Genomic DNA, 17,127 nt, shown 5'->3' on the forward strand with positions numbered 1-17,127 from the left:
TTAATCGTCCAATCCTTCATTAATGACTGTATCTTTGTTTGTCAATCTATGAGAAATGGTTTCCGGCTGTACGGCGGAAAGGATAATCTGGCCGCTGTCCATGATGAGCACAGCCCTTGTCTTTCTGCCATAGGTGGCATCAATCAGTTCGCCCCTGTCCCGGCAGTCCTGAATCATACGCTTAACCGGCGCCGATTCGGGGCTGATGATTGCCATGACCCGGGCTGCTGCCGCCATATTGCCAAAACCGATGTTAATTAAAGAAAATCCCACTTTTGATAGCTCCTTATTCAATATTTTGGACTTGCTCGCGTATTTTTTCGAGTTCTGTCTTGATTATTATAACACAGTCAACCACAAGAGTGTCACTGGCTTTTGAAGCGGTGGTGTTCACTTCCCTGTTGATTTCCTGCAGGAGGAAATCGAGTTTCCTGCCTGACGGTTCACTGCTTCCTAAAATCTGCCTGAACTGATCCAGATGGCTGCCGAAACGGACCACCTCTTCCGTATAGTCCGCCTTTTCGGAAAAGAGGGCTACCTCTTCCAGTATCCGTCCTTCGTCCATGGCAAGATTCTTGTCGTCCAGAATCTTATGAATCCTGTCATGCAGCCGCTCTTCATAGGCCTTTGCTGCCTCGTCCTGCCTTGAAAGAAGGAATGCCCGCTTCTCCTTCAGAAAATCAAGCCGCTTTATAAGGTCCGCCTTCAGGTTCTCCCCTTCCTTTGCCCGCATGGCTGTAAGCTCCGCAAGGGCCCGGTCCATGGCTTCCTCCACCAGCGGCGCCAGTGCATCGTCGGAGAGGGTTTCCTTTTCCACATGGATGAAAGGTTCCGGCAGGGTGAGAAGGTCGGAAATAAAAGGTTTTCTGTTCTTAAGTCCCTTCATGCACCGTCCTTCGGAAAGAGCGGCGGCATAGGCGGCAAGGAGGTCCTTATCCAGCACCACCTTCAGATTCCTTCCTGCCGAAGTAGGCTGGAAAGAGAGGAAAACGGTGACCTTACCCCGGTGAAGGGCGCTCTTGATTTTGCGGGAGGCCTTATCCTCCAGGAAGGCGGAAAAATGGTCGCTTCTCATATTGATTTCCAGGAACCGGCTGTTCACCGATTTCAGCTCCGCCGTCACGGTGCCCAGCTCATTTTCCGCGCTGCCTCTTCCATAACCGGTCATACTGTTCATATCCAATGCCCCCATTCTCTATGAAATCAGGAAATATTACAGCGGATATTCTCCTTCAAAAACTTTCTTGGCAGGACCTGTCATAAAGACGTGGCTTTCCGGACTGCCGTCCCATTCGATATGAAGCTCTCCTCCATCTAATGTAACATCGGCGCCGCCGGACACTTTGCCATTCAGGATGGCTGCCACCACGGTGGCGCAGGTGCCGGTGCCGCAGGCCATGGTGATGCCGGTGCCCCTTTCCCATACCCGCATGCGGAGATGGCTCGGAGACAGCTGCTCCACGAATTCCACGTTCGTCTTCTTCGGGAAATGGGGATCCGTTTCCAGATTCGGCCCTTCCCCTGCCACGTCCACCGCTTCTGCATCGTCCACAAAAATCACGCAGTGTGGGTTGCCCATGGATACGCAGGTGACCTGATAGGACTTCCCGTTCTTTTCATTGGAAAGGGTTTCATCGATGACAGGGCTTTTGCTGAATCCAACCGTTGGAATTTCTTTCGCATCCAGATGGGGTTTTCCCATGTCCACCTTTACCAGGCCGTCCTCTTCCAGTTCCGGATACAGAATGCCGGCGCCGGTTTCCACGGAAATCCGCTTCTCCTTCACCAGCCCCAGCTCATGGGCCCATTTGGCAAAAGCGCGGATGCCGTTGCCGCACATTTCCGCTTCCGAACCGTCGGCATTGAAAATACGCATCCGTAAATCCGCCTTATCCGAAGGCAGAACAAAAATAATGCCGTCGGCGCCGATGCCAAAGTGGCGGTCACAGATTTCCTCTGTATGCTTCGTTACTTCTTCCAGTTTTTCTTCAAAGCCATTGACAAAAACAAAATCATTGCCGCAGGCCTGCCATTTCACAAAATGCATAGTTCCTCCTTCATATATCAAGGGTATTTCGACTTTCTGAACTTATATTTTACCATTCCTGCCGCCTCACTATCAACCACGGGATGTAAGTGGGGTGGTGAGCTAGTGAGCTAGTGGGCTGGTGGGCTGGTGTGCTGGTGTGCTAGTGGGCTAGTGAGCTGGTGAACTAGTGGACTAGTAAGTGTCACTATCTACGTGTACTAGGATTCTTCTCCCAGGGTCAGAATAACGATGAAGGCGGGAAAGGAAGCAGGTAACGCAGTCTGACGTCTGATTTCTGACTTCTCCTCTCGTCTAATCCACGCCCCTATCCTTCACTCTTTGTTTAGCAATACTGGAGACACAAAAGCCAATCCCGTAACGCTGACTTTATAAGCATTGCCCGCAGGGCAATCCACCACCCTTTGAACCCTCTGAACCCTTTGAACCTTTTGAACCCGGGCCGCTCAATCTAAGAACCCTTTTCCCCAACCCTCTTTCCCGCTGATTATGATATACTGAATAATAAACAAATTATAAGTATCCGCTTATGCAGGAGGAAAACATGCAGATAGACAGTGCTGTGTTATATATCATCGTAAAAAAATTGAAAGAAAAACTGGATTCCTGCCAGGTGCGGCAGGTGCACCAGATAGACAACCGCATTATGGATTTGGAACTTTTCTGTACCGACGGGGATATTGTGAGCCTTATTATCAATACCTATAACCCGCCTCTCATGTATCTTACGGGCAAAGGGAAAAACAAGAAGCAGTATTCCTCTTCCCAGACCTTCTGCATGACCCTTCGGAAGTATCTGGAAGGAAGCCGGCTGTCTCGCATAGAACAGGTGGACATGGACCGGGTGGTGGCCCTTTCCTTTGACCGCATCGAAGCGGGCAGTGAAATCGTGACCCGCACCCTTTGGGTGGAGCTGCTCCCGGCTTCTCCCAACATGATTCTCACCGAAGGAAATACGATTATAGATGCCTGCCTTCGTGGGAAAAAGCTGGACCGCCTTTTGGTGCCGGGAGAGACCTACAGTCTTCCCGGCCACTCTGCCCGCATGGATTTCATGAAATTCAGCAGGGAAGAGCTGAAAAATATCCTTGATTTCTCTAAAAAGGAAAATATTCCGCTGGATGGCTGGCTTTTCTCTCAGTTTAATGGATTTTCCCGTTTTCTGGCCGACGAACTGGCCCATGAAAGCCGGGTGGCCCCGGATATTCCCCTTTCTTCTATAACAGAGGAGGAAGAGGAACGGATTCTTGACGCTTTATCCTCTATTTCTTCAGCCATTGCGGCATCGGAGAGCCTTTATATTTACAGAAATGAAAAGGGAAAGAAAACCGCCAGCCCCATTCCTCTCCACATTCTCCAGGGGGAGCCGGAAAAGGTGGAGGCCCTTCCGTTTATCGAAAAAGAAGCGGAAAGCGGCGCCGGTTCCATCACCCAGGCGGTACAGGAATATAAGAAGCAGCTTCACACCCTGATTAAGAGGGAAGAAAGGAAGAAACGGAAAATCGGGGAGGAAATGGAAGAAACTTCCCGTATGGACCAGTACAAACTGTGGGGCACGCTCCTTTCCATTTACGCCTACGAAAAAATCAACCATCAGAACAGCCTTACCGTGTCCAACCTTTTCAAGGACCCGCCGGAGGACGAAACCATCCCGGTGAATCCCCTCCTCTCCGTTTCTGCCAACAGCCAGGTCTATTTCAAGAAATATAATAAGATGAAAACAAGGACCGCCATCGGCCAGGAAAAGCTGGGCGAATGCGACAGGCGCCTGGCCTTCCTGAACGACACCCTGTACTTCGCTGAACAGGTCACCACCAAGCAGGAACTGGAAGCATTAAAGGAAGAATTGAAGGGCCTTGGTCTCGATAAGAAGCAGCAGAAAAGGCCGGGTAAGTCTAGGAAACAGCAGACACCCCAGATAGAAAGCCGCATGATTGACGGCTTCCGTGTATGGCTTGGCACCAGCAACACAAAGAACGAATACCTCACCCTCCACAAAGCAGCCAAAACGGACATCTGGCTCCACGCCAAAGCCATCCCCGGCTCCCACGTGGTGATTGAGGCGGGAAATGAAACGGTGCCTGAAGAAACACTGATCAAAGCCGCCGCCCTGGCCGCCTGGAACAGCAAGGGAAGAGATTCCGGCAAAGTGGACGTGGACTATACCCTCATCCGCTATGTGAAAAAAATCCCTGGAGGCCCTCCGGGACTGGTAAATTACAGCCACCAGAAGACACTGACTGTAGTGCCGGAGGATGTGAAATAGTGGAATAGGGGGCCGCTTTGCGGCCCAGGTTCAGAAGGTTCAGAAGGTTCAAAGGGGAAGGTATCGCCGCTTCGGGCGATGAGTATAAAATCAGCGTTACGGGATCTTGTTTTGTGTCACTAGTGCTGCACGACGGAGTGCAGGAGCCCCCTTCCCTAGGCAGAAGTCCTGCAGAGGACTTCTGAGCCGGGCTAATATGTGAGCATAGCCTGCACACAAAGCGAACACCTTAAAGCCCGGCCAGCGGGTGTCGCCGTCAGGCGACGGAGGATAGGGGCGTCAGGTCTTTCGCGAAATATTCGGACCTATCCTCAGGGCTTCTCCCAGCTCCTTCCTGAGGAAGGAGCCTAACGTTATGGGATTAACTTTTTCTGCCTAAGTCCCGCTAAGCATTGCAGTGAATTAGCCGCCTGCCGGCGGCTTTTCCCCCTTTGGTGCCTTACGGCACCACCTTTCCCCCGCTGTGCGGGGGCACAACAACCCGTGCTATGCTTAGAGCCACTTATAGGATAATTGCTTCGCGGAGCTTTATTGTCCCACCGCTTGCGGGGGGAAGGTGGTGGCGCCAGCCACCAAAGGGGGTGCATTTCCCTCGCGCCGCAGGCGCGGTTGGCGTGTTTTTCCTTCGCCCGCCAGGGCGGTTGTAAAGGTTTTATCATAATGGCGCCTTCTACAAATTAAAGGCGCCTACCACAACCCTCACGGCTTGAAAGGCCGTGTCAAACCTTAGAACCCTTTGAACCCTTTGAACCCTCACGGCCAAAGGCCGTGTCCATAAAGGGCGCCCACCACCACCCTCTGAACCCTCTGAACCCGGGCCGCTTTGCGGCCCTATTTTTATTGCCCCACTTGAATTTTTAAAGTGTTTTTCATGGAATGTTTACTTCAGATTGTGGCAATGCTAAAATTTAATCATGAAAGAACCATATTTCTACAAGGAGGAATGAATATGCATACGAAAGAAGAAGCGGTGCACGCCCACAACTGCGGCTGCTGCCACTGCCATCACCATCATCATGAAGAGAGTCATGTGCATGAAGACGATTCGGGAAGTGACGATGAGGAGGACCACCATCATGGTTGCTGCGGCCATGACCATCATCACCATGAGGAGGAGCCTCTTCATCATGACCATTCCCATGATCCGGAAATGGCCAGGTATGTGAATAACGAGAAGGATATCATGGAAGATGAGAAGGATATTGACGCCGATGAACGGCGGGCCTTCGGCCATTTCCATGATGTAGGGGTGCACCACAGGGAGGGGCATGAGAAAGACTGCCACTGCCATGAATGCATCGAAGAGGAAGACTGCGATATCTGCGGAAAGAGTCTTGCCAGCTGCCGCTGTGATTTCCTCGGGAAAACCTACCATCGCACCATTTACCATATGGAGCATCTGGACTGCATGGAATGCGCCGCCAAGATGGAAGGAAAGATTCGGGAAATGCCTTCTGTTTTCTTTGCTGCCATTTCTTTTAGAAATAAGGAACTTCGCCTCATTTCTAAAGAGGACCCGGATACCCTTTTGAAGGAAGTCCTTGCGGTATGCCGGAGTGTGGATGAAACGGTGGGCATTGTGCCGCCGAAGGATAAGTCCCATTACCGGACGGAGACCTATGAAATTCCGACGCTCGACTGCGCGGCCTGCGCCTTGAAGCTGGAAAAGCTGATTAACCGGCAGCCGGGAGTTCTCTCCGCTTCCATTTCCTACGCCACAAAAACTATGAAGCTCACGGCGGAGAATCCGGACAGCCTCATTCCCGTTCTTACGGAAAAGTGCAACGAAGTGGAATCGCCTACGGAAATCCGAAAAAAGGTGCGCCCGCCGAAGGCAGCCGCTGCCAAAGAGGAAGAGAAGCTGCCCTTTTATAAGAAGTTATTCACAGAGGAAGGCCAGCTCTGGATTGGCGGCATTTTCTTCGTACTGGGCATGCTGCTCCACTACCATCCTTTCGAAGCTGTAAATCTGCCGGAGCTCTACGGCAATATTCTTTTCTTTATTTCCTACCTCATTCTTGGGGGGCCCATCGTATGGACCGCTTTGAAAAACGTGACCCACGGGGAGTTCTTTGACGAAACCTTCCTCATGACCGTTGCCACTTTGGGCGCCTTCGGCATACAGGAGTATCCGGAGGCCGTGGGGGTTATGTTCTTTTACCGCATCGGTGAATACCTGCAGGACCTGGCCAGCGGCAAGAGCCGTAAACAGATTATGGCGGCCGTGGACCTTCGTCCCGAAGTGGTTCAGCGCATGCAGGGAGATGAAACGGAGACCATTCCGGCGGAAGAGGCTAAAGTGGGCGATATCCTCCTCATCCGTGCCGGCGACCGGATTCCCCTGGACGGACTCATTGTGGAAGGACAGACGCAGATCGATACTTCCGCCGTCACCGGCGAACCAAAACCGGTGAGCGTTTCTGAAGGAAATCATGTGGATTCGGGTTGTGTCAATATGACCGGCACCATCAAAATCCAGGTCACCAAGATTCTGGCGGAATCCATGGTAAGCCGTATCCTGGATTCCGTGGAAAATGCGGTGGCCAGCAAACCGAAAATCGACCGCTTCATCACCCGATTCTCCAGAATTTATACGCCCGTGGTGGTGGCCATCGCCATTTTGACCGCCGTTATTCCCCCGCTTTTCCTTGGAGCGGAATGGGAAAAATGGATTTATACCGCCCTCACCTTCCTTGTCATTTCCTGCCCCTGCGCCCTTGTCATTTCCGTACCCCTCGCCTTCTTCGCCGGCATCGGAAGGGCTTCCAGGGATGGTATCCTCTTCAAAGGCGGCACGGTGATGGAAGTCATTGCCAAAGTGAAAGCGGCGGTGATGGACAAAACCGGCACCATTACGGAAGGAAAATTCAAGGTCCGCACCATTCTTCCCCTTCACGGCCACAAGGAAGAAGAGCTCCTCTCACTGGCAGCGGCCTGTGAAATTTACTCCACCCACCCCATCGGGCAGTCCATTATCGAAGAAGCCCGCGAAAAGGGCCTTCCCCTGCCAAAGGTGGAAAGCCTCCATGAAACGGCGGGCCTTGGCGTGGAAGGTAAGCTTCTGGGAACGCCGGTGTATGCAGGAAATCGGAGCCTCATGGTAAAAGCAGACGTTTCCGAAAAGGACCTGGATACCCTTCACGGCGAAGGCACCGTGGTCTATGTGGCCAAGGGAAATGAGCTTTTGGGCTGCATTACCATTTCCGATGCATTGAAGAAAGATGCCCTCTCCTCCATCGGTGAAATCAAAAACCTGGGCGTCACACCGGTCATGCTCACCGGAGACAATCGGGAAAGCGCAGAGGCCGTGGCTGAAAAAGCAGGGATTTCCAAAGTCTACGCCGGCCTCCTTCCCCAGGATAAACTTTCCATTATGAAAGAAATCCGTGAAAAAGAAGGATCCGTCCTCTTCGTAGGCGACGGCATCAACGACGCCCCCGTCCTGGCCGGTGCCGATGCGGGCGCCGCCATGGGAAGCGGCGCCGACGCCGCCATCGAAGCAGCGGACCTGGTCTTCCTCAATTCCGACGTCCGCGCCATCCCCCAGGCCATCAAACTGTCCAGAAAAGTCATCTCCACCGCCTGGCAGAACGTGGCCTTCGCCCTCTTCATCAAAATCGCCGTCATGGTCATGGGCCTTCTGGGCTATGCCAACATGTGGGTAGCCGTATTCGCAGACACCGGAGTCACCCTCCTCTGCATCCTCTACTCCATCCGCCTACTTCGGATGAAAATGTAAGGCTGGTGTGCTAGTGAGCTAGTGGGCTGGTGAGCTAGTGAAATAGTGGAATAGGATTGGTAAAAAAAGAGCTGTGAAAAAATGATGAACCATTTTTTCACAGCTCTTTTTTATTATAGGATTGCGCCGGTCATGGGACCCGTCATTCTGAACGCAGTGAAGAATCTCGGTACCTGTCGAAAATGAGTCTGCTTTTATTCATGCAGGGGCCTGGTACTCCACTCCTTCACGCCGACCGGGATTCTTTAGTGGACTAGCTCACTAGTCCACCAGCCCACTAGCTCACTAACTCTCACTCCACGATTTCCGGCTTATCCTCGTTTCCTTCTTCCTTATCCTTCGGGAAAACGAGGTTCAGCACCATGGCTACGATGAAGACTACGGCCACGCAGTTATCGGCGAAGACGCTTCTGAAGAGGTCCGGGAAGATGTGGAAAATCTGGGGTGTCTGGGTGAAGCCCAGGCCTATGGAGAGGGAGAGGGCGGCGATGCTCATGTTTCTCTGGGAATAGCCGCAGTCCCCCAGCATACGGACGCCGCTGACTACGATGGAGCCGAACATCATGAGTGTGCAGCCGCCAAGGACGGCGTTGGGCAGGGAGGCCAGGATGACGCCCAGGGCGGGGATCAGGCCTGCCAGAATCATGATGACCGCGCCGCAGCCGATGGCTTTGCGGTTTACCACGTGGGTCATGGCAATGAGGCCCACGTTCTGACTGAAGGAGGTAATGGGCATGCAGCCGAAGAGGGAGGACAGGCTGGAAATGAAGCCGTCCACGGCGATGGAGCCGGACACTTCCCTATTCGTTGGGGTTCTGCCAAATCCCATGGCCGCCAGGGCGCTGGTGTCGCCTAACGTTTCGGTGGCGGAAACGAGGAAAATCAGGAAGATGGAGAAAATGGCGTCGGCGTGGAATTCAAGGGGCACCGGAAGGATTGCCGGAACGGAGACCAGGGACACCTGGGTGATACGGGAAAGGTCCACCATGCCGTAGAAATAGGCGGCAATGTACCCCACCACCAGACCGAAAAGGACGGACAGCTGTTTATAGAAGGAATGGGCCTTCACGTTGAAAATCAGGCAGGAAACAAGGGTAATGGAGCCTACGATGAGGTATTTCGCATCGCCGAAGTCCGGCGCACCAAAGCCGCCGCCGAAGGAGTTGGCGCCGATGGGAAGAAGGGAAAAGCCGATGGCCGTCACCACGGAGGCCGACACGATGGGCGGCACGAATTTCTTCCACCAGGTGGCCCCCAGGCCAAGGATGCCTTCCAGGATGCCGCCGATTAAGGCTGCCCCCAGCACGGCGCCGTAGCCGTACTTTGTACCGATGACGCAGGCCACGGAAACGAAGGTGAAGCTGATGCCCATGATAATGGGAAGGCCGCTGCCCAGTCTCCACAGAGGGAACATCTGCAGAAGGGAGCCTATGCCTGCCACAATCATGGCGGACTGCACCAGGGCGCCGGATTCTTCCGGAGACATTTTCACCGCTCCTGCCACGATAAGAATAGGAGCAATGTTGGCCACAAACATGGCCAGCACGTGCTGCAGGCCGAAGGGAACCGCCTTGCGGACAGGGATTTCCCCCTTCAGCTGGTAAATGGGGTCATTCGTCTTCATGGCAGCACCTCACCGGAATGTAATGGTACCGGTGGCGGCATCCATTTTCTCAATGATAGCCAGGGACTTCAGGTTCACCCCTTTGCTGCGGAGCGCGTCGCCGCCTCCCTGGAATCCTTTTTCAATGCAGATGCCGACCCCTTCCACAATGCCGCCGGCCTGGGAAACCAGGTCCATGAGACCTTCCACGGCGCAGCCGTTGGCCAGGAAATCATCCATAATGAGGATATGTTCCCCTTCGTTCAGATACTTCTTGGAAACCACCACATGGTTCACTTTGTTATGGGTAAAGGACTTCACTTCCGTTGCATACACATCGGCGTCCATGTTGGAGCCTGCCGATTTCTTGGCAAACACTACGGGCACGCCGAAATAAACGGCGGTGAGACAGGCAATACCGATGCCGGAGGCCTCAATGGTCAGAATCTTATCCACCGGTTTATCGGCAAACAGTTCCTTGAACTCCTTCCCCAGCTGGCTGATAAAAGGCACATCGATCTGATGATTCAAAAAACTATCCACCTTCAGCACATTCCCCGGTTTAATCACTCCATCGGTGAGTATCTTCTTCTGTAACAGATTCAATTCTGATGCCATCATTCCTGCTCCCTTTCTTATAAATAAAAAGATAATATTTACTTATTTTATCATGGGCCGCCAACCAATGCAAAAAAAAGAGGAGCCATGAAATCAATTCACAGCTCCTGATGATCATGGAAAATTACTGCCTGAACAGTCTTTCCAGGTCCTCCCATTTCATCATGCCGTCTTCATTTTTTAAAATCCCATGGAAGGTCAAAGGATATTGCAAGGGACTTTCCCCTTCCTTAGGCACCGTAAGGCGGCGGATATCCCGGGATGAAGGATAGAGAAGGCTTACGGACCCGTAAAGAATGCCGTCGGAACCCTTCCATTTCTCAATCACCAGTTTCACACCGAAGGGAACCTTCTTTTCGATGGATCCCGGAAGCTCATAGGGACGTGTGCCCAGGGCGCTAAGGATGGCAGTCATATTGGAGTCATGGCCGCAGATAAAGGAGAATTTCCGGCGGCTTTCCATTTCCCCATCCATCATACGGACCAGCGGCAGGGCCATGTAATGAGCGGCCTCGGGCTCACCGTAGAGAAGGATGCCGAAATCATCTTTAATGCGGCCGATTTTTTCCCAGTCCCCGAAGGTCATGGTATGGCCAAAGGCCGCTTGGCTGTCATCTTCGGTTTCATAATAGCGGATGAGAAGGGAATCGGCCAGGGAGTGGGCCGTTTTGAGGGATCCCGTCATTTTCGGCTTTTTGCCGCTTTTCATGGTGATATGGAGGTCCTCCGGTACAAACCCTTTGAAATCGCCCTTCTTTGCTGCCGGAGAGGAAGGAATATCCAGTACCCTGGAGAGCTCCTGGAAATCGCCGGCCATTTCTTCTTTTTTAGCAGAAATGAAGGAATCCGCCCAGATTTTCTCCCCCTTCTGAATGGCAGAAAGGGTATCTCCCCTAAGGGAAGCTGGCAGGCTGGTGCTGAAGGCAGCATCCTTCGTTCCCTCCGGTTTATGATGGACCCTGATATTTGCTTCCGGCGCCACACCGGCGGCAAAGTAATGGGCCGTGGCAATGGTGCGCTGGTCCGAATCGGCGTAGAAATAAACGTCCTTTCCTTCCCAGTCCTTCGGGGATACCATGAATTTTTCCTTATCCAGCTCATTCTTCACGGACTGGCCCATCATGGTTTCCACCAGACCGCCCCGGTTGGACAAATCTCCCGGAGCGCCTTTATAATCCTGCCAGCGGTGAGGGGTCAAGGCCCTCCTTTTTTCACTGTCCGTTGCCATGGGAGAGCGCAGATTATGGCGGCTGAAAATGACCACCTTCTGCAGTTCATAGCTCTGATGCAGCCCTTCCCTGGCTTCTGCCGGCATACCCGGCAGAAGGGACAGAGAAAGGAGAAGGGCGGAAGCCGCAAGGCCCGCCGCTTTTTTATAATGAATCCACTTGGAAATAACCATATTTCCTCCTTTGAAACAGGTATATCTGTCAAACAAATAGAAAAAGGACTGTGAACAAAATGATTCCTATTTTTCACAGTCCCCTTTCTTCATTTATTTATTTTACCAGTCCGCCGTAATCTTTCAGCATCTGGTAAACATGGTTCTTTTCATCTTCCGACGGTTCCACCATGGGGAGACGGAAATGGCCGCCGGGCTGGCCGATGAGGTTCACTGCCGTCTTCACCGGAATGGGACTGGCAATGAAGAACATGCCCTTCATGATAGGATACATCTTGATATGGAGGGCCCGTGCCTTTTCCAGGTCTCCCTTTTCAAAAGCATCCACCATGGCAAGAAGGTCATCGCCGATGACGTGGCTGGCTACGGAAATCACGCCTACACCGCCGGCTGCCAGAATGGGCAGAGTGAAAGCATCGTCGCCGCTGTAAATCATGAAATCGTCAGGAAGGAGTGCCTTTTCCTTGGTCACCTGATCCCAGTTGCCGGTGGCATCTTTGATGCCTACCACATTGGGGCAGTCGTCCACGATTCTCTTAATGGTTTCCGGCTGGATGGATACGCCGGTGCGGCCGGGAACGTTATAGAGGACGATGGGCAGGTCCACGTGCTTTGCAATGGCACGGAAATGCTGGTACATGCCTTCCTGGTTCGGTTTTACATAGAAAGGAACAATGGCCAGGGCGCAGTCAATGCCGGTCTTCTTGGCTTCCCTGCCAAAAAGGATGGTGTCCTTTGTGCTGATGGTGCCGATATTGCCCATAACGGGGACTTTCTTGCCCGGCGCATTTCTGCCTACGGCATCTACAATAGTTTTGTAGAGTTTCAGCTTTTCCTCGGAGGTCATGGTAGCGCCTTCACCGGTGGTGCCGCCTACCAGAATGCCTTCGGAGCCATGGGCCACGAGGTGCTTTGCCAGTGCGGCTGCGCCTTTGTAATCTACGGAACCATCTTCAAGAAATGGAGTAATCATGGCGGTAATAACCCGTCCAAATTTTGCAGTTGCCATTTTTTATTCTCCTTTATGTTTATTTAGTGAGCTGGTGAGCTAGTGGACTAGTGGACTAGTGGACTAGTAGTCTAGTGGCTGGGGAAAATCAGCCACGGTGCAAACCTTCCCGCCGACTGGGATTGTTTAGTGAGCTAGTGGGCTAGTGTGCTAGTGGGCTAGTGTGCTAGTGGGCTAGTAAGTGTCACTATCTACATGTACCAGGATTCTTCGCCCGGGGTCAGAATGCGCGCAAGTGAGGGCAGGAAGGCAATCCCGTAACGCTGACTTTATAATCATCGCCGCCAAAGGCGGCGATACCTTCCCCTTTGAACCTTTTGAACCTTCTGAACCCTTTGAACCCACTTGCAATGGGGGCAATACTTGTTCCCTATCGAATGAACCAAATTTCAAATCATATCATGGGCAATCATGTATTCTGCAATCTGCAGGGCATTGAGAGCGGCGCCTTTGCGGATCTGGTCGCCGCAGACCCAGAGGTTCATGCCGTTTTTGCTGTAGAGGTCTTTACGGATACGGCCTACGGCCACGTCGGTTTTGTTGGAGGTGTCCAGAGGCATGGGGTAAATCATATTCTTGATATCATCCACAAGAACGGCACCCTTGAAGCCCTGGATAGCTTTCTTTACTTCGTCGGTGGTAAGGGGTCTTTCGGTTTCAATATAGATAGATTCTGCATGGCTGCGAATCACCGGTACCCGGACAGCCGTAGGCGTAATGGCAATGGTGTCATCGTGGAAAATCTTGTGGGTTTCATTCACCATCTTCATTTCTTCCTTGGTGTATTCGTTGTCCAGGAACACGTCGATCTGGGGAATCACGTTGTAGGCGATCTGGTAGTGCTTCGGCAGGCTGGCGGAGGGAAGAATCTTCGGTTCGTAGGTTTCCCCTTTGGCAATGGCTGCCGCTTCGTCTAAGAGTTCGTCGATGCCGTCCTTGCCGGCGCCGGAAACGGCCTGGTAGGTGCTGACGATGATGCGCTTGATTCTGGAAATATCATAAATCGGCTTTAAGGCCATGAGCATGATAATGGTGGAGCAGTTCGGGTTGGCAATGATGCCCTTGTGTTTCGCAATATCTTCCGGGTTGATTTCCGGAATTACCAGCGGAACCTCCGGGTCCATGCGGAAGGTGGAGGAATTGTCGATGACTACAGCCCCCCGTTTCGCCGCCTCCGGCGCCAGGGTCTTGCTGATGCTGCCACCGGCAAAGAGGGCGATGTCGATATTTTCAAAGGATTCGGGCTTTGCTTCTTCGACGGTGTATTCCTTCCCCTTCACCAGTACCTTTTTCCCGGCAGACCGTTTCGATGCCAGAAGCTTCAGGGATGCGAACTGAAAATCCCTTTCTTCAAAAAGGCGAATGAATTCCTGTCCCACGGCGCCGGTGGCGCCAAGGACTGCTACGCGCGGCAGTTTACTCATAGAAGCACCTCATTCCAGATAATTTTCCAAACCATATACAAAGCCCTTGACGGTCATGCACTTCTTGCAGGCCAGCATGACGCCGGGCATAAAGGACTTTCTGTCCAAAGAATCATGACGCAGAGTTAAAATTTCCCCATAACCGCCGAAAAGCACTTCCTGGTGAGCCACATAGCCGGGAAGACGGACGGAATGGATGGTAATGCCCTCATACTTGCCGCCACGGACGCCGGGAAGGCTTTCCTTCGTTTCATCCGGCTCCGGTGCGCTGGTGCGGGCAGCCGCCATCTTTTCAGCGGTGAGCTTGGCAGTGCCGGAGGGAGCATCATATTTATGGTTATGATGGAGCTCAATAATTTCAGCATTGGGCATGTATTTAGAAATTTCTGCGGAAACCTTCATAAGAAGCACAGCGCCCAGGGAGAAATTCGGAGCCACCAGGCCATTGGCGCCGGTTTTGGCAGCAATTTCAGAAAGCTCCTTCCGCTGTTCCGCGGTAAGTCCCGTAGTACCGATGACCATGTTCACACCGTTTTCAAGGACAAACTTCGCATTCTGATAAATCACCTTGGGGCTTGTGAAATCCACCACCACGTCCGGCTTCTTCACCTTGAACGCTTCCTCCAGGGAGGGAGAAATGGTAATGCCGTTATGACCGGTGCCGACGACTTCCCCCAGATCCTTCCCTGCTTCGCCGGGATCTACGGCCCCTGCGATTTCCAATCCTTCCTCAGCCATCACAGAACGGACCACTTCACTCCCCATGCGTCCGGCTGCGCCATTCACTAAGACTTCAATCATGAATAACTCCTCCTTCTATGGCTCTATAGGCGGAATTTCCCTATAAGGCATCTGATAGTTTACAACTATGGTAGTATAAAACTTCTGTAACGTCAATAAGGGAAATGATATTTTATAGGGCACTGCGCCCTTGTGACACGCCTGGGGCGTGAGGGTTCAGAGTGGGAAGGTTCTTAAGATTGACCGGCCTTACGGCCGGAGGGTTCTTAAGTTTGACGGCGCCCTTGGCGCCGAGGGTTGTGGATAGCCGCCTTTGGCGGCTATGCTTATGAAGACAGCGTTACGGGATTTGCCTTCCCGCCCCACCGTCATCCTGAGCGCAGCGAAGGATCTCGGTACTTGAAGCATATGAGACAGTCGGTAGTAAATACCAGTCAGCGGGAAGGAGCCGCCTACAGCGGCAGGTGGTGGGCGCCATTTAATTCGTGTAAGGCGCTTCTTATGATAAAACCAGATAACCGCCCTGACGGGCGTTGAAAAACAGGCAAACCGGGCTGACGCCCGTCGGAAATACACCCCTATCCCCGCCTGTCGGCGGTACTTCCCCCGGAGGGGGAAGTTTGCTCTATGCTAGTCTTTGGCTTCACATGCGAGAAACAACATGGCGGTGAATTAGCCACCTTCGGTGGCTTTTCCCCCTTTGGTGCCTGCGGCACCACCTTCCCCCCGCAAAAGCGGTGGGACAATAAAGCCCCGGTAAACATTTGCTTCAAAAAGTTGCTCTACATTAAGCACGGGTTGTTGTGCCCCCGCTTGCGGGAGAAAGGTGGTGGCGACAGCCACCAAAGGGGGTGCGCTTTTTCCTCGCCCGAAGGGCGGTTGTACGGTTTTACTAGCCCACTAGCCCACTAAAGTTGTTTTATACAAACTGGCGCCTTCAATTATTTAAAAAGCGCCACCACAACCCTCTGAACCCTGTGAACCTTTTGAACCCTTTGAACCCTCACGCCCGCAAGGGCGTGTCCACAGCATAAAAAAAGAGCCACAGTTTCCTGCAGCTCTTTCTGCTCTTATTCCTCAACAGGATATACGCTGACCTGCCTCTTGTCTCTGCCAAGACGTTCGAAAGCGATTCTGCCTTCTGCGGTAGCAAAGAGTGTGTCATCCTTGCCGATCTTAACGTTCAGGCCGGGATGGAGATGGGTGCCTCTCTGACGAACGATGATGTTGCCAGGTTTAGCAATCTGTCCTGCGTGCATCTTTGTGCCAAGGCGCTGGGCGTTGGAGTCACGGCCGTTGCTTGTGCTGGACGCACCTTTATGATGAGCGAATAACTGAAGATCAAAAAGTAACATGAAATTCACCCCTTTATGTCTAGAATCTTTAAATGGCGGGGGTATTGGTTTTCCACGTTCCGAAGACCGTGAACCATGGTTTGGAAAAGAACCTGGCTTTTTTCATCCTCCGGGGATGAAATTTCCACCTGCATGAAGCCGAAGTCAGAATCAAAGGTCCCTTCCTGATGAAGTACATCCTTAAGTCCACCGGCAGTGGTCAATGTGATGGCACTGACGGCGGCACAGATGAGATCATATTCCCCATCCTTTTCATAACCATCTGCGTGTCCACGAATGGAAAAGCCCCGATAGAGACCTTTCTCATCGTGAAGCATTTTTACAGTGATCATTATGCTTCGATTTTTTCAATCTTAACCTTTGTGAAAGGCTGACGATGACCCTGGCGGCGGCGGTAGTTGGACTTAGCCTTGTACTTGAAGATACGGATCTTGCGTTCCTTACCCTGTTCAAGGACCTTGCCGGTTACCTTGGCACCTGCCACGTTGGGCGCGCCGATCTTGACGTCATCTCCGGAAACCAGAAGAACTTCGTCAAAAGTAACTTCAGCACCTTCTTCAACGTCCAGTTTTTCGATGGAAATAACCTTGCCTTCTTCAACAACGTACTGTTTTCCACCTGTTTTGATAATTGCGTACATTTGTGCACCTCCTCTTTACTATACTCGCCGATGCAGGCAGCATTTCTGCATTTTCAAAGCCCTATTCGTGCGGTTGCGTCATGGCACCTATGTACAATGACTTGATTATTATACAAAAAGAAATGGGTGATGTCAATAGTTATTTTATGGGGCCGCTTCGCGGCCCGGGTTCAGAGGGTTCAAAAGGTTCAAAGGGTTCAGAGGGGAAGGTATCGCCGCCTCGCGGCGATGAGTATATAGTCAGCGTTACGGGATCTTGTTTAGTGTCACCGGTGCTGCAGGA

14 protein-coding genes are annotated in these 17,127 nt (G+C 52.3%); 2 read left to right on the forward strand and 12 right to left on the reverse strand.

What is annotated here, in order from left to right; genetic code table 11:
• The 3 genes from remA to dapF are packed head-to-tail and all read right to left on the reverse strand — an operon-like array spanning window position 1 to window position 2,047.
• On the reverse strand, window positions 1-273 hold the full coding sequence (gene remA / locus QZQ29_RS01915; protein ID WP_273096016.1) for an extracellular matrix/biofilm regulator RemA: 273 nt from the start codon (window positions 271-273) through the stop codon (window positions 1-3).
• 13 nt (window positions 274-286) lie between these two features.
• Complete coding sequence (locus tag QZQ29_RS01920; protein WP_296958934.1) at window positions 287-1,177, reverse strand: YicC/YloC family endoribonuclease; 891 nt, start codon at window positions 1,175-1,177, stop codon at window positions 287-289.
• A 36-nt stretch (window positions 1,178-1,213) separates the two neighbouring features.
• The gene (dapF, locus tag QZQ29_RS01925; RefSeq protein WP_296958936.1) at window positions 1,214-2,047 is read right to left on the reverse strand and encodes a diaminopimelate epimerase; all 834 of its coding nucleotides are present in this window, start codon (window positions 2,045-2,047) and stop codon (window positions 1,214-1,216) included.
• A 544-nt stretch (window positions 2,048-2,591) separates the two neighbouring features.
• Here dapF and QZQ29_RS01930 point away from each other — a divergent pair.
• Window positions 2,592-4,313, forward strand: a complete 1,722-nt coding sequence (locus QZQ29_RS01930; RefSeq protein WP_296958938.1) for an NFACT family protein — start codon at window positions 2,592-2,594, stop codon at window positions 4,311-4,313.
• 949 nt (window positions 4,314-5,262) lie between these two features.
• On the forward strand, window positions 5,263-8,052 hold the full coding sequence (locus tag QZQ29_RS01935; protein ID WP_296958940.1) for a heavy metal translocating P-type ATPase: 2,790 nt from the start codon (window positions 5,263-5,265) through the stop codon (window positions 8,050-8,052).
• A 292-nt stretch (window positions 8,053-8,344) separates the two neighbouring features.
• On the opposite strand, the gene QZQ29_RS01940 is transcribed toward QZQ29_RS01935, so the two are convergent.
• The 9 genes from QZQ29_RS01940 to rplU form a co-directional block, all read right to left on the reverse strand.
• Window positions 8,345-9,676 carry a nucleobase:cation symporter-2 family protein gene (locus QZQ29_RS01940; RefSeq protein WP_296958942.1) on the reverse strand — a complete coding sequence of 444 codons (1,332 nt, stop codon included), beginning with the start codon at window positions 9,674-9,676 and terminating at the stop codon, window positions 8,345-8,347.
• Window positions 9,677-9,685: 9 nt separating this feature from the next.
• On the reverse strand, window positions 9,686-10,261 hold the full coding sequence (locus QZQ29_RS01945) for a xanthine phosphoribosyltransferase (protein WP_366663862.1): 576 nt from the start codon (window positions 10,259-10,261) through the stop codon (window positions 9,686-9,688).
• A 136-nt stretch (window positions 10,262-10,397) separates the two neighbouring features.
• Complete coding sequence (locus QZQ29_RS01950; RefSeq protein WP_296958945.1) at window positions 10,398-11,675, reverse strand: histidine-type phosphatase; 1,278 nt, start codon at window positions 11,673-11,675, stop codon at window positions 10,398-10,400.
• Between the two features lie 97 nt (window positions 11,676-11,772).
• Entirely contained in the window at window positions 11,773-12,684 is a 912-nt protein-coding gene (gene dapA / locus QZQ29_RS01955; protein WP_296958947.1) for a 4-hydroxy-tetrahydrodipicolinate synthase, read from the reverse strand.
• Window positions 12,685-13,073: 389 nt separating this feature from the next.
• A complete protein-coding gene (locus QZQ29_RS01960) occupies window positions 13,074-14,108 on the reverse strand; it encodes an aspartate-semialdehyde dehydrogenase (RefSeq protein ID WP_296958949.1) in 1,035 nt (344 codons plus the stop codon).
• Window positions 14,109-14,117: 9 nt separating this feature from the next.
• Window positions 14,118-14,909 carry a 4-hydroxy-tetrahydrodipicolinate reductase gene (dapB, locus tag QZQ29_RS01965; protein WP_296958951.1) on the reverse strand — a complete coding sequence of 264 codons (792 nt, stop codon included), beginning with the start codon at window positions 14,907-14,909 and terminating at the stop codon, window positions 14,118-14,120.
• A gap of 1,010 nt (window positions 14,910-15,919) precedes the next feature.
• Entirely contained in the window at window positions 15,920-16,204 is a 285-nt protein-coding gene (gene rpmA / locus QZQ29_RS01970; protein WP_273314951.1) for a 50S ribosomal protein L27, read from the reverse strand.
• A gap of 5 nt (window positions 16,205-16,209) precedes the next feature.
• Complete coding sequence (locus QZQ29_RS01975) at window positions 16,210-16,536, reverse strand: ribosomal-processing cysteine protease Prp (protein WP_296958955.1); 327 nt, start codon at window positions 16,534-16,536, stop codon at window positions 16,210-16,212.
• Window positions 16,536-16,844, reverse strand: a complete 309-nt coding sequence (rplU, locus tag QZQ29_RS01980; RefSeq protein WP_296958956.1) for a 50S ribosomal protein L21 — start codon at window positions 16,842-16,844, stop codon at window positions 16,536-16,538. The genes QZQ29_RS01975 and rplU overlap by 1 nt, the downstream gene beginning before the upstream one ends.
• Between the last annotated feature and the right edge of the window lie 283 nt (window positions 16,845-17,127).

The sequence above is a fragment of the uncultured Dialister sp. genome (assembly GCF_900538805.1).
In the GTDB taxonomy this organism is placed as follows: domain Bacteria; phylum Bacillota; class Negativicutes; order Veillonellales; family Dialisteraceae; genus Dialister.